This is a genomic window from Kluyvera sp. (assembly GCF_965301105.1).
The window spans coordinates 55,963-69,199 of the sequence record NZ_CBDKZX010000014.1; the positions used below are offsets into that span (position 1 = coordinate 55,963).

The following is a 13,237-nucleotide window of genomic DNA, read 5'->3' on the forward strand; positions in this document are numbered from 1 at the left end:
CCCGATGGCGCTGCGCTTATCGGGCCTACAAAACCGGCTCGACACGCGTAGGCCGGATAAGACGCGTAGCATCGCCATTCGGCAATCAGGCGTTCTGGTTCAGCGTCCTGGCGTACATGCGCCCTTCGGCGGCCAGCGCCAGCAGGCTTGGGTCGCGCTCGCGGTTGCGGGCAAAGACGATGGCGATAAGCTGCTGCATCTGATACGGCTCAGCCAGTTTTTGTAGCTTCACGGTATTCTCATACATTTTCTTCATTCGCCCCGGCATCAAACAGAAACCCACTCCTGCCTGTACCAGACTGAGCATGGAGAAGATATCGTTCACGCGGGTGACAATCTCCGGCTCGAACCCGGCGATATGAAACGCTTCCTGGAAACCGGCGTAGGTCGCAAACCCTTCCGCCAGCGAGACAAACTTTTCATGGCGATAGTGGCGCAGGTCGGCCCTGGCGGTGGTATCCAGAGCGGCGGACATCGGCGCGGCGAGGTAGATATCGTCGTGGAACAGGGGGAGCACTTCGAGGCTGTTGCGGTCGATTTCGCTTTCGGAAATGGAGATGAGGATGGCATCCAGAACGCCGTCTTCCAGCATTTTCAGCAGCGCCTCGTTAGATCCCATGGTGAGGTCCAGCTCCAGGTCCGGACGGCGCAGCTTCATCCCCATAATCAAGTGCGGCACCGTCTCCAGCGTCAGCGAGTAGAGCGTGCCCACACGTAAACGGCCCTGGCCCACGCCTGCCGTTTTGCGCGTCTCTTCCAGCCCGCGCTCCATCAACTGCGTGACTTCCTGACAGTACTCCAGCAGCGTCCACGCCGCCGGTTGGGCAATCAGGTTGCGGCCTTTATGGACGAACAGCGGACAACGAACGTTCTCTTCCAGCGTATGCAACGCCCGGTGCACGCTGACGCCGCTGATATTCAGCACCTCGGCGGTACGGGCGATGTTGCCCTTCTCCATAAAGGTCATGAAGATGGTGAGCTTGCGGAAGGTAATGTCATCGGTGATTGACAGGTTCATTGTCCGCCCCGTGCGTTAGTCGTTCTGCATCATTTGCTCAAGCTGCTCCTGCGCCTCAAGCCATGCCATTTCACACTCTTCCAGCCCGGATTTGGCGCTAGCCTGCAGTTGCAGACACTCGGTCATCTCCGCTTTACGGCTTGGGTCATACAGGCTGCTGTCGCCGAGCTTCTCTTCCGCCTGCGCCAGTTGGGCGTTGAGCTTTTCCATCTCTTTTTCCAGACGGGTAATCTCTTTACGCAGCGGCTGCGTCAGAGTGCGTAGCTCGGCTTCGCGACGCTTCTGATCTTTGCGTGACTGGGCGCTGTTGGCGTTGTTTTCCTTCGGTGCGTCGTCGGCCTGGTTTTCCTGCTTCTGCACGTCACTCAGCCACTGCTGATAATCTTCCAGGTCGCCGTCGAACGGTTCGACCTTTTTGTCGTGAACCAGATAGAGGTCGTCAGTGGTGGAACGAATCAGGTGGCGGTCGTGCGAGACGACAACCAGCGCGCCTTCGAAATCAATCAGCGCTTCGGTGAGCGCCTGGCGCATGTCGAGATCCAGGTGGTTGGTCGGTTCATCGAGCAGCAGCAGGTTTGGACGCTGCCAGACGATCAGTGCCAGCACCAGGCGAGCTTTTTCACCACCGGAGAAGCGGGCGGTCTGTTCGCTGACTTTATCGCCCTGGAAGCCGAAGCCGCCGAGGTAGTCGCGCAGTTTCTGCTCCAGCTCCTGCGGCGCCATGCGCGCCAGGTGTTGCAGCGGGGATTCATCCGCGCGCAGGAACTCCAGCTGGTGCTGGGCGAAGTAACCGAGCTTGATGCCTTTAGCGAGGCCAATCTCACCGTGTAGCGGCTCCAGTTCGCCCGCCAGCAGCTTAATCAGCGTCGACTTACCCGCACCGTTACGGCCCAGCAGGCCGATGCGCGAACCCGGCACCAGGTTCAGCTTGATAGATTCAAGGATCGTGCGATCGCCGTAGCCCGCGCTGACCTTTTCCATCTTCAGCAGCGGGTTCGGCAGGCTTTCCGGCGCGCGGAAGCTGAAGTGGAACGGGTTGTCGACATGAGCCGGGGCAATCAGCTCCATACGCTCGAGCATCTTGATACGGCTCTGCGCCTGCTTGGCCTTGGTGGCCTTGGCGCGGAAACGATCGATGTAGCTTTGCAGATGCGCCACGCGCTCCTGCTGGCTTTCGTACATTGCCTGTTGCTGAGCCAGGCGAGTGGCACGCTGCACTTCAAACGAGCTGTAGTTGCCGGTGTACTCGAACATCGTTTCCTGTTCGATATGAATAATTTTGTCCACCACCGGGTCGAGGAAGTCGCGGTCGTGGGAAATCAGAATCAGCGTGCCCTGATAGCTTTTGAGCCATCTTTCCAGCCAGATCACCGCGTCAAGGTCGAGGTGGTTAGTCGGTTCATCGAGCAGCAGCAGGTCGGAGCGGCAGATCAGCGCCTGCGCCAGGTTGAGGCGCATACGCCAGCCGCCGGAGAAGTCGCTGACCGGGCGGGTAAGCTGCTCGTTGCTGAAGCCGAGGCCGTGCAGCAGGCTGGAGGCGCGAGAGCGGATGGTCCACGCGTCAATTGCGTCCAGCTTGCCGTGAACGGTAGCAATGGCGTGGCCGTCATTACGTTCATTGGCGTCATTCAATTGGGCTTCCAGCTGGCGGAATTCGCGGTCACCGTCAATGACATACTCCAGAGCGGGTTGAGGCAGCGCAGGGGTTTCCTGGTTTACCCACGCCAGTTGCCAGCTGCTGGGGTAGGTAAAGTTGCCGCCATCGGCGCTTATCTCGTTTTTCAGCAGCGCGAGCAATGTGGATTTGCCGCAGCCGTTTTTCCCCACCAGGCCGACTTTTTGCCCGGGGTTGATGGTGGCCGATGCGTTATCCAGCAGGACACGCACGCCGCGACGAATTTGTAACGAGGAGAAAACAATCATAAGGCGCCGTATGTTCTGAATATGTTAAATTGTCATTGTGGTAATGTAATGTGGTAAGCGAATCGCTAGACCGGGCCGCAATGGTAGCCCAAAACGATGACTATACACAAAATCATTCCGGTTGCGTGCCAACCAGCCAGAAAGAGGATGTGATTGACGCCCGGGAGGGGAATAATGACGCAGACAGCGAAAGTATTGCTGATCTATGCCCATCCGGAATCACAGGACTCGGTTGCTAACCGGGTTTTGCTTAAGCCGGCTTCGCAGTTAAGCAACGTCACGGTGCACGATCTCTACGCGCACTATCCGGACTTTTTTATTGATATTCCTCGCGAGCAGGCGCTGCTGCGCGAGCATGACGTTATCGTCTTTCAGCATCCGCTTTATACCTATAGCTGTCCTGCGCTGCTTAAAGAGTGGCTCGACCGCGTGCTAAGCCGTGGCTTTGCCAGCGGTATAGGGGGAAACCAGCTGGCGGGAAAGTACTGGCGGAGTGTGATCACCACCGGCGAGCCGGAAAGCGCCTACCGTCACGATGGCCTGAATCGCTATCCGATGAGCGATATCCTGCGCCCGTTTGAGCTGACCGCCGCCATGTGCCACATGCACTGGATGAACCCGATTATCGTCTACTGGGCGCGACGTCAGCCGCCCAATGAACTGGCAAACCATGCTAAAGCCTACGCTGACTGGCTGGCGGCGCCGATTGTGGCAGGGGGGCGATGATGGAAGGTTCAGATTTGTTATTAGCGGGGGTGCTGTTTCTCTTCGCGGCGGTGGCGGCGGTGCCGTTAGCCGCGAGGCTGGGCATCGGCGCGGTATTAGGTTATCTGCTGGCGGGGATTGCCATCGGCCCGTGGGGACTGGGTTTCATCAGCGACGTCGACGAAATTCTTCACTTCTCCGAGCTGGGCGTGGTGTTCCTGATGTTTATCATCGGGCTGGAACTGAACCCCACCAAGCTATGGCAGCTGCGACGCCCCATTTTTGGTATTGGCGCCGCGCAGGTCATGCTCAGCGCGGCGATCCTCGGCGGGCTGCTGATGCTGACCAACTTTTCGTGGCAGGCGGCGGTGATTGGCGGGATTGGCCTGGCGATGTCATCGACGGCGATGGCCTTGCAGCTGATGCGCGAAAAGGGGATGAACCGCAGCGAAGCCGGGCAGCTTGGCTTCTCGGTGCTGTTGTTTCAGGATTTAGCTGTCATCCCGGCGCTGGCGCTGGTGCCGCTGCTGGCAGGGGCCGGTGACGATCATGTCCACTGGCAGACCGTTGGCCTGAAGGTGCTGGCTTTTGCCGGAATGTTGATTGGCGGGCGCTATCTGCTGCGCCCGGTATTCCGTTTTATCGCCAGCTCAGGCGTACGTGAAGTGTTTACCGCGGCGACGCTGCTGTTGGTCCTCGGTTCCGCGCTGTTTATGGATGCGCTGGGGCTGTCGATGGCGCTGGGCACCTTTATTGCGGGCGTGCTGTTGGCGGAAAGCGAATATCGCCACGAACTGGAAATCGCTATCGAGCCGTTTAAAGGGCTGTTGTTGGGGCTGTTCTTTATTTCGGTGGGCATGTCGCTGAATCTCGGCGTGCTCTACACCCATCTGTTGTTGGTTGTGGGCTGCGTGGCGCTGCTGGTGGCGGTGAAGACGCTGGTGCTGTATCTGCTGGCGCATGTGAACGGTATGCGCAGCTCAGAGCGTATGCAGTTTGCCAGCGTGCTGAGTCAGGGCGGCGAGTTTGCCTTCGTACTCTTTTCCGCCGCCTCGTCGTTCAAAGTCTTCAAGGGTGACCAGATGTCGCTGCTGCTGGTGACGGTCACGCTGTCGATGATGACCACGCCGCTACTGATGAAGGTTGTGGATCTGGTCCTGTCGCGTCGTTTCAACGGCCCGGAAGAGGAAGATGAAGCGCCGTGGGTGGAGGATGATAAGCCGCAGGTGATCGTGGTGGGCTTTGGCCGTTTCGGTCAGGTGATTGGCCGTCTGCTGATGGCCAATAAGCTGCGCATTACCGTCCTCGAGCGTGATATCAGCGCGGTTAACCTGATGCGCAAATACGGCTATAAGGTTTATTACGGCGACGCTACACAGGTGGAGCTACTGCGCTCGGCGGGGGCTGAACAAGCACAGTCGATCGTCATTACCTGCAACGAACCGGAAGATACCATGAAGCTGGTGGAAATCTGCCAGCAGCACTTCCCGCATCTGAACATTATGGCGCGTGCACGGGGACGTGTGGAGGCGCACGAACTGTTACAGGCAGGCGTGGTACAGTTTTCTCGTGAGACTTTTTCCAGCGCGCTGGAGCTGGGGCGTAAGGCACTTATCTCAACCGGGATGCACCCACATCAGGCGCAGCGCGCCCAGCTGCACTTTAAGCGCCTGGACATGCGCATGTTGCGTGAACTTATGCCGGTCCACAGCGATACTCAACAAATTTCGCGCGTGCGGGAAGCGCGGCGGGAGCTGGAGGAGATCTTCCAGCGTGAGATGCAACAAGAGCGACGGCAGTTGGACGGCTGGGACGAATTTGAATAGAAGGTGAGTATGGCGGTACGTAAACGTTTTATCGCGGGCGCAAAATGCCCGTCGTGTCAGGCGCAGGATTCCATGGCGATGTGGCGCGAGAATAATATCGATGTGGTTGAATGCGTTAAGTGCGGGCACCAGATGCGTGAAGCCGATAAAGAAGCGCGCGATCACGTGCGCAAAGAGGAACAAGTGATCGGGATTTTTCATCCGGAGTAGCGATCCGTGCTGTCTTTTTTTAAGCTTATGGGTACACGGGTGTAGAATTCCGCTACAATCTGCGCCACTAAAATATTCCCATGCTCAGGAGATATCATGAAAGTAGCAAAAGACCTGGTGGTCAGCCTGGCCTATCAGGTACGTACAGAAGACGGTGTGTTGGTTGATGAGTCTCCGGTAAGTGCACCGCTGGACTACCTGCATGGTCACGGTTCCCTGATCTCCGGCCTGGAAAATGCGCTGGACGGTCACGATGTTGGTGATAAATTCGACGTTGCTGTGCAAGCTAACGACGCTTACGGTCAGTACGACGAAAACCTGGTGCAGCGCGTTCCTAAAGACGTCTTCATGGGCGTTGACGAACTGCAGGTTGGTATGCGCTTCCTGGCGGAAACCGACCAGGGTCCGGTTCCGGTTGAAATCACCGAAGTTGAAGACGACCACGTTGTGGTTGACGGCAACCACATGCTGGCTGGCCAGAACCTGAAGTTCAGCGTAGAAGTTGTGGCTATCCGTGAAGCAACGGAAGAAGAACTGGCTCATGGCCACGTTCACGGCGCGCACGACCATCATCACGATCACGGTGAAGACGGTTGCTGCGGCGGTCACGGCCACGACCACGGTCATGACCACGGCGGCGAAGGCTGCTGCGGCGGTGGCGGTAAAGGCCACGGCGGCTGCGGCTGCCACTAATCCCTCTCGTTCTCTTGAACGACAGAGACAAAAAAAGCGGGGAAACCCGCTTTTTTTACGTCTTAATAATGGGGCGGCGGCGTCTCTTCAGACTGTGACGCGATGTTGGACGGCTGGCTGGCTTTGAGTTTTTCCGTCAGCAGACGCAGATGCTCGCGCAGTTTGGCCATCTCCATTTCATGAGCGGTCACCGTCTGGTTGAGATCCTCAATGGTGATCTCCTGGAAGGCCAGTCGGCTTTCAAGCTCCTCCAGACGCGCCTCGATAGTCGTTTCCTGCATGATGTCTCTCTCTACTCTGTTATCGCCAAAAGCGTTTCCGACGCGGCGGATTCTACGCAACTTTATCCCGGCATGCAGCACTGCCGTTCGTGAGCGGAAACTAATTTAAACAAAAAGAGTCTGAAAAGGGTCGATATCAGGAGCGTTCGTATGTAGATTTCCTCTACAACGTTTTATAGTACGCTTCTCATTTAGTTAACATGGGGCGAGAGGCCCCGGCCCTGGAGAGATGGATGAAATCACTGTTTAAAGTAACGCTTCTGGCAACCACAATGGCCGTTGCACTGAATGCGCCTCTGACCTTCGCGGCTGACGCTGCGGCGAAAGCGGCCCCGGCAGCAGAAAGCAAAGCTGCATTCAAAAATGACGACCAGAAATCTGCTTATGCGCTGGGCGCATCGCTGGGTCGTTACATGGAAAATTCTCTGAAAGAACAGGAAAAACTGGGCATCAAACTGGATAAAGACCAGCTGATCGCCGGCGTTCAGGACGCCTTTGCTGATAAGAGCAAACTGTCCGATCAGGAAATTGAACAAACTCTGCAGGCTTTCGAAACTCGCGTGAAGACCTCCGCTCAGGCGAAGATGGAAAAAGACGCAGCTGATAACGAAGCGAAAGGCAAAGCCTACCGCGACAAGTTCGCCAAAGAGAAGGGCGTGAAAACCTCTAAAACCGGCCTGCTGTTTAAAGTAGAGAAAGAAGGCACCGGCGAAGCACCGAAAGACAGCGACACCGTGGTTGTTAACTACAAGGGTACGCTGATCGACGGTAAAGAGTTCGATAACTCCTACACCCGCGGTGAACCGCTCTCCTTCCGTCTGGATGGCGTTATTCCAGGTTGGACCGAAGGCCTGAAAAATATCAAGAAAGGCGGTAAAATCCAGCTGGTTATCCCACCGGATCTGGCATACGGAAAAACCGGCGTTCCGGGTATTCCGGCGAACTCCACGCTGGTCTTCGACGTTGAACTGTTAGACGTTAAACCGGCGCCGAAGGCTGAAGCGCAGCCTGAAGCCGCACCGGCAGATAAAGCTGCTGAAGCCAGCAAAAAATAAGAGTCAGATAGCCGCCGCCCACAGGGCGGCGGCTTTTTATTATCGGCAGGATATAATTAATGCTGGAAAGCGCCTTATGCGCTGTATTACTTTAGATGCCCCTAATAGTGATGAGCCTGCCCTGACAACATAACGACAGGCTCCTGAAAAGGAGTGCTTTTTTTCATGTCCAGGTCGCTTTTAACCAACGAAACCAGTGAGCTTGATTTACTGGATCAACGTCCTTTCGATCAGACCGACTTCGATATTCTTAAATCCTACGAAGCGGTGGTGGACGGGTTGGCGATGCTCATTGGTTCCCACTGCGAAATCGTGCTGCATTCACTTCAGGATCTTAAATGTTCGGCAATACGCATCGCAAACGGTGAACATACCGGGCGCAAAATCGGCTCGCCGATTACCGACCTCGCACTCCGTATGCTGCATGATATGACCGGGGCGGATAGTAGCGTTTCCAAATGCTATTTTACTCGCGCCAAAAGCGGCGTGCTGATGAAGTCGGTCACCATTGCCATCCGTAATCGTGAGCAACGCGTCATTGGCTTGCTGTGCATCAACATGAACCTCGATGTGCCGTTCTCACAGATTATGAACACCTTTATTCCGCCAGAGACGCCGGAAGTGGGCTCTGCGGTTAACTTCGCCTCCTCGGTGGAGGATCTGGTGACCCAGACGCTGGAGTTCACTATCGAAGAGGTCAATGCCGATCGCAATGTTTCCAATAACGCCAAAAATCGCCAGATCGTGCTTAACCTTTACGAGAAAGGCATCTTCGACATCAAAGATGCGATCAACCAGGTGGCTGACCGCCTGAACATCTCCAAACACACGGTGTATCTCTACATTCGTCAGTTCAAGAATGGCGATTTCCTGGGGCAAGATAAGTAATGCGTTTTGCCCTGATGGTGACCGGGCCAGCCTATGGTACGCAACAGGCCAGCAGCGCGCTGCAGTTTGCGCAGGCGGCGCTGGCAGAAGGTCACGAGATAGCCTGTGTGTTTTTCTATCGCGAAGGGGTATACAACGCCAATCAGCTGAGTTCCCCTGCCAGCGATGAGTTTGATCTGGTTCGCGCATGGCAATCGCTGCATGATACGCACGGCGTGGCGCTGCATATTTGCGTCGCCGCCGCGCTACGTAGAGGCGTGACGGATGAAACGGAAGCCGGGCAGCTTGGGCTGCCGACCTCTAACTTACAGCCGGGTTTCTCGCTGAGCGGATTGGGTTCGCTGGCCGAAGCCGCGCTGACCTGCGATCGAATGGTGCAGTTCTGATGAAACGCGTCGCGTTTGTTTTCTCCAGTGCGCCGCACGGCAGTGCCGCTGGCCGGGAAGGGCTGGATGCGCTGCTGGCGACGTCAGCATTAAGCGAAGACCTTGGCGTCTTTTTCATTGGCGATGGCGTGTTTCAACTGCTCAGCCAGCAGACGCCCGCGGTGATTCTGGCGCGTGACTATATCGCCACCTTCAAGCTGCTGGCGCTCTACGATATTGAAAACTGCTGGATCTGCGCCGCCTCAATGCGTGAACGCGGTCTGGCGGCCGATACGGGATTTGTCGCCGATGTGGAACCGTTAGAACCGGATGCGCTGCGGGAACGGCTTAACGGCTACGATGTCATTCTGCGCTTCTGAGGCCCCTATGCTGCATACACTCAGTACTTCACCCTGGCATTCCGATATCGCGGGTATGATCCGTCTGATGGCTGAAGGTGATGATTTGCTGCTGCTCGCCGATGGCGTGCTCGCGGCAGTGGAAAACAGCCACTTTCTTGAAATCCTGCGTGCTGCCCCCATATCCATCCATGTGTTGAATGTAGATGTGCAAGCGCGCGGTCTTTGTGCTCAAATTTCGAGCGATGTCATCATGGTCAGCTATACTGACTTCGTCAGGTTAACGGTAAAACACCCGGCTCAAATGACCTGGTAATGCCATACCGTTGTATATTTCTTGACACCCTTTCGGCATGGCCCTAAAATTTCGCGTCCTCATATTATATGAGGCGATTTATTACGTGTTTACGAAGCAAAAGCTAAAACCAGGAGCTATTTAATGGCAACAGTTAACCAGCTGGTACGCAAACCACGTGCTCGCAAAGTTGCAAAAAGCAACGTGCCTGCACTGGAAGCCTGCCCGCAGAAACGTGGCGTATGTACTCGTGTATATACCACCACTCCTAAAAAACCAAACTCCGCACTGCGTAAAGTATGCCGTGTGCGTCTGACTAACGGTTTCGAAGTGACTTCCTACATCGGTGGTGAAGGTCACAACCTGCAGGAGCACTCCGTGATCCTGATCCGTGGCGGTCGTGTTAAAGACCTTCCGGGTGTTCGTTACCACACCGTTCGTGGTGCGCTTGACTGCTCCGGCGTTAAAGACCGTAAGCAGGCTCGCTCCAAGTATGGCGTGAAGCGTCCTAAGGCTTAATGGTTCTCCGTTAAGTAAGGCCAAACTGATTTATTTTAATGTCAAACTAAACTCTTTGAGTTTTGGACAATCCTGAATTAACAACGGAGTATTTCCATGCCACGTCGTCGCGTCATTGGTCAGCGTAAAATTCTGCCGGATCCGAAGTTCGGATCAGAACTGCTGGCTAAATTTGTAAATATCCTGATGGTAGATGGTAAAAAATCTACTGCAGAATCAATCGTATACAGCGCGCTGGAGACCCTGGCTCAGCGTTCTGGTAAAAATGAACTGGAAGCATTCGAAGTTGCGCTCGAAAACGTGCGCCCGACTGTAGAAGTTAAGTCCCGCCGCGTAGGTGGTTCTACTTATCAGGTTCCAGTTGAAGTTCGTCCGGTCCGTCGTAATGCTCTGGCAATGCGTTGGATCGTTGAAGCTGCTCGTAAACGCGGTGATAAATCCATGGCTCTGCGCCTGGCGAACGAACTTTCTGATGCTGCAGAAAACAAAGGTACTGCAGTTAAGAAACGTGAAGACGTTCACCGTATGGCAGAAGCCAACAAGGCGTTCGCACACTACCGTTGGTAATCCCTTCGGAGTTTTAGTCACCAGGCGGGCGCTTCAAGTAAGCAGCCCGCTTTGGGCTACTTAAATTGAACGCCTAAAAGATAAACGAGGAAACAAATGGCTCGTACAACACCCATCGCACGCTACCGTAACATCGGTATCAGTGCGCACATCGACGCCGGTAAAACCACTACTACCGAACGTATTCTGTTCTACACCGGTGTAAACCATAAAATCGGTGAAGTTCATGACGGCGCAGCCACCATGGACTGGATGGAACAGGAGCAGGAGCGTGGTATTACTATCACTTCCGCAGCGACTACTGCATTCTGGTCTGGTATGGCTAAGCAGTATGAACCGCATCGCGTAAACATCATCGACACCCCGGGGCACGTTGACTTCACCATCGAAGTAGAACGTTCCATGCGTGTTCTTGATGGTGCGGTAATGGTTTACTGCGCAGTTGGTGGTGTTCAGCCGCAGTCTGAAACCGTATGGCGTCAGGCAAACAAATATAAAGTTCCGCGCATTGCGTTCGTTAACAAAATGGACCGTATGGGTGCGAACTTCCTGAAAGTTGTTGGTCAGATCAAAACCCGTCTGGGCGCGAACCCTGTTCCGCTGCAGCTGGCAATTGGCGCTGAAGAAGCGTTCACCGGTGTTGTTGACCTGGTGAAAATGAAAGCCATCAACTGGAACGAAGAAGATGCAGGCGTAACCTTCACCTACGAAGATATCCCGGCAGACATGCAGGACCTGGCTGACGAATGGCACCAGAACCTGATCGAGTCCGCTGCTGAAGCTTCAGAAGAGCTGATGGAGAAATACCTGGGTGGTGAAGAACTGACTGAAGAAGAGATCAAAAAAGCTCTGCGTCAGCGCGTTCTGAACAACGAAATCATCCTGGTAACCTGTGGTTCTGCGTTCAAGAACAAAGGTGTTCAGGCGATGCTGGATGCGGTAATTGATTACCTGCCATCCCCGGTTGACGTACCTGCGATCAACGGCATCCTGGACGACGGTAAAGATACTCCGGCTGAGCGTCACGCAAGCGACGACGAGCCGTTCTCTGCACTGGCGTTCAAAATCGCTACCGACCCGTTTGTTGGTAACCTGACCTTCTTCCGTGTGTACTCCGGTGTGGTTAACTCTGGTGATACCGTACTGAACTCCGTGAAAGCTGCACGTGAGCGTTTCGGTCGTATCGTTCAGATGCACGCTAACAAACGTGAAGAGATCAAAGAAGTTCGCGCGGGCGACATCGCTGCTGCAATCGGTCTGAAAGACGTAACCACTGGTGACACCCTGTGTGACCCGGATGCGCCGATCATTCTGGAACGTATGGAATTCCCTGAGCCGGTAATCTCCATCGCAGTTGAACCGAAAACCAAAGCTGACCAGGAAAAAATGGGTCTGGCTCTGGGCCGTCTGGCTAAAGAAGACCCGTCATTCCGCGTATGGACTGACGAAGAATCTAACCAGACCATTATCGCCGGTATGGGTGAGCTGCACCTCGACATCATCGTTGACCGTATGAAGCGTGAATTCAACGTTGAAGCGAACGTCGGTAAACCTCAGGTTGCTTACCGTGAAGCGATTCGCGCGAAAGTTACCGATATCGAAGGTAAACACGCTAAGCAGTCTGGTGGTCGCGGTCAGTACGGTCATGTTGTTATCGACATGTACCCGCTGGAGCCGGGTTCAAACCCGAAAGGCTACGAGTTCATCAACGACATCAAAGGTGGTGTAATTCCTGGCGAATACATCCCGGCCGTTGATAAAGGTATCCAGGAACAGCTGAAATCTGGCCCGCTGGCTGGTTACCCGGTTGTTGACATGGGTGTTCGTCTGCACTTCGGTTCTTACCATGACGTTGACTCCTCTGAACTGGCGTTTAAACTGGCCGCTTCTATCGCCTTCAAAGATGGCTTTAAGAAAGCGAAACCAGTTCTGCTTGAGCCGATCATGAAGGTTGAAGTAGAGACTCCGGAAGAGAACACTGGTGACGTTATCGGTGACTTGAGCCGCCGTCGTGGTATGCTCAAAGGTCAGGAATCCAACGTGACTGGCGTTGTGATCCACGCTGAAGTTCCGCTGTCCGAAATGTTCGGTTATGCGACTCAGCTGCGTTCACTGACCAAAGGCCGTGCTTCTTACTCCATGGAGTTCCTGAAGTACGACGATGCGCCGAACAACGTTGCTCAGGCCGTTATTGAAGCCCGTGGTAAATAATCCACAGGATTAAAACCTAAGTCCCGTGCTCTCTCCAAAGGGGAGAGCACTATAGTAAGGAATATAGCCGTGTCTAAAGAAAAATTTGAACGTACAAAACCGCACGTTAACGTCGGCACCATCGGCCACGTTGACCACGGTAAAACTACCCTGACCGCTGCAATCACCACCGTACTGGCTAAAACCTACGGCGGTGCTGCTCGTGCTTTCGACCAGATCGATAACGCACCAGAAGAAAAAGCTCGTGGTATCACCATCAACACTTCCCACGTTGAATATGACACCCCGACCCGTCACTACGCACACGTAGACTGCCCGGGGC

The 13,237-nt window shown here is 54.9% G+C and carries 16 protein-coding genes; 13 read left to right on the forward strand and 3 right to left on the reverse strand.

What is annotated here, in order from left to right:
* Positions 1-85: 85 nt before the first annotated feature.
* Together ACW14G_RS08230 and ACW14G_RS08235 are read right to left on the reverse strand one after the other, a co-directional pair.
* Positions 86-1,018 carry a LysR family transcriptional regulator gene (locus tag ACW14G_RS08230; protein ID WP_249022668.1) on the reverse strand — a complete coding sequence of 311 codons (933 nt, stop codon included), beginning with the start codon at positions 1,016-1,018 and terminating at the stop codon, positions 86-88.
* A 15-nt stretch (positions 1,019-1,033) separates the two neighbouring features.
* Positions 1,034-2,941 (reverse strand): ABC transporter ATP-binding protein, encoded by a 1,908-nt coding sequence (locus ACW14G_RS08235; protein WP_249022669.1) that lies wholly within the window; start codon positions 2,939-2,941, stop codon positions 1,034-1,036.
* A 174-nt stretch (positions 2,942-3,115) separates the two neighbouring features.
* Here ACW14G_RS08235 and kefG point away from each other — a divergent pair, with 174 nt between their 5' ends.
* The 4 genes from kefG (at position 3,116) to slyD (ending at position 6,375) form a co-directional block, all read left to right on the forward strand.
* Positions 3,116-3,667, forward strand: coding sequence for a glutathione-regulated potassium-efflux system ancillary protein KefG (gene kefG / locus ACW14G_RS08240; RefSeq protein WP_167574919.1), 552 nt, complete (start codon positions 3,116-3,118; stop codon positions 3,665-3,667).
* Positions 3,667-5,472: a glutathione-regulated potassium-efflux system protein KefB gene (gene kefB / locus ACW14G_RS08245; RefSeq protein WP_163446908.1), complete on the forward strand. Its 1,806-nt coding sequence runs from the start codon at positions 3,667-3,669 to the stop codon at positions 5,470-5,472. The genes kefG and kefB overlap by 1 nt, the downstream gene beginning before the upstream one ends.
* A 9-nt stretch (positions 5,473-5,481) precedes the next feature.
* Positions 5,482-5,682, forward strand: a complete 201-nt coding sequence (locus tag ACW14G_RS08250) for a YheV family putative zinc ribbon protein (RefSeq protein WP_106925165.1) — start codon at positions 5,482-5,484, stop codon at positions 5,680-5,682.
* A gap of 96 nt (positions 5,683-5,778) precedes the next feature.
* On the forward strand, positions 5,779-6,375 hold the full coding sequence (gene slyD / locus ACW14G_RS08255) for a peptidylprolyl isomerase (protein WP_064541588.1): 597 nt from the start codon (positions 5,779-5,781) through the stop codon (positions 6,373-6,375).
* Positions 6,376-6,437: 62 nt separating this feature from the next.
* On the opposite strand, the gene ACW14G_RS08260 is transcribed toward slyD, so the two are convergent.
* Positions 6,438-6,656, reverse strand: coding sequence for a protein SlyX (locus tag ACW14G_RS08260; RefSeq protein WP_163446646.1), 219 nt, complete (start codon positions 6,654-6,656; stop codon positions 6,438-6,440).
* Between the two features lie 233 nt (positions 6,657-6,889).
* Here ACW14G_RS08260 and fkpA point away from each other — a divergent pair, with 233 nt between their 5' ends.
* From fkpA to ACW14G_RS08305, 9 genes are all read left to right on the forward strand, one after another.
* Entirely contained in the window at positions 6,890-7,711 is an 822-nt protein-coding gene (gene fkpA / locus ACW14G_RS08265) for an FKBP-type peptidyl-prolyl cis-trans isomerase (protein ID WP_163446644.1), read from the forward strand.
* Positions 7,712-7,876: 165 nt separating this feature from the next.
* Positions 7,877-8,599 carry a helix-turn-helix transcriptional regulator gene (locus ACW14G_RS08270; protein WP_163446642.1) on the forward strand — a complete coding sequence of 241 codons (723 nt, stop codon included), beginning with the start codon at positions 7,877-7,879 and terminating at the stop codon, positions 8,597-8,599.
* The gene (gene tusD, locus ACW14G_RS08275) at positions 8,599-8,985 is read left to right on the forward strand and encodes a sulfurtransferase complex subunit TusD (protein WP_163446640.1); all 387 of its coding nucleotides are present in this window, start codon (positions 8,599-8,601) and stop codon (positions 8,983-8,985) included. The genes ACW14G_RS08270 and tusD overlap by 1 nt, the downstream gene beginning before the upstream one ends.
* Positions 8,985-9,344, forward strand: a complete 360-nt coding sequence (gene tusC, locus ACW14G_RS08280) for a sulfurtransferase complex subunit TusC (protein WP_223803770.1) — start codon at positions 8,985-8,987, stop codon at positions 9,342-9,344. Before tusD ends, tusC begins: the two co-directional genes overlap by 1 nt.
* A gap of 7 nt (positions 9,345-9,351) precedes the next feature.
* Positions 9,352-9,639 (forward strand): sulfurtransferase complex subunit TusB, encoded by a 288-nt coding sequence (gene tusB, locus ACW14G_RS08285; RefSeq protein ID WP_065356483.1) that lies wholly within the window; start codon positions 9,352-9,354, stop codon positions 9,637-9,639.
* A gap of 123 nt (positions 9,640-9,762) precedes the next feature.
* Positions 9,763-10,137 carry a 30S ribosomal protein S12 gene (gene rpsL, locus ACW14G_RS08290; RefSeq protein WP_000246815.1) on the forward strand — a complete coding sequence of 125 codons (375 nt, stop codon included), beginning with the start codon at positions 9,763-9,765 and terminating at the stop codon, positions 10,135-10,137.
* A gap of 96 nt (positions 10,138-10,233) precedes the next feature.
* Positions 10,234-10,704, forward strand: coding sequence for a 30S ribosomal protein S7 (rpsG, locus tag ACW14G_RS08295; RefSeq protein WP_017374162.1), 471 nt, complete (start codon positions 10,234-10,236; stop codon positions 10,702-10,704).
* Between the two features lie 96 nt (positions 10,705-10,800).
* Positions 10,801-12,915 carry an elongation factor G gene (fusA, locus tag ACW14G_RS08300; RefSeq protein WP_455648557.1) on the forward strand — a complete coding sequence of 705 codons (2,115 nt, stop codon included), beginning with the start codon at positions 10,801-10,803 and terminating at the stop codon, positions 12,913-12,915.
* 69 nt (positions 12,916-12,984) lie between these two features.
* Positions 12,985-13,237 (forward strand): GTP-binding protein (locus tag ACW14G_RS08305; protein WP_000031671.1); only part of this gene is annotated, 253 nt, incomplete at its 3' end.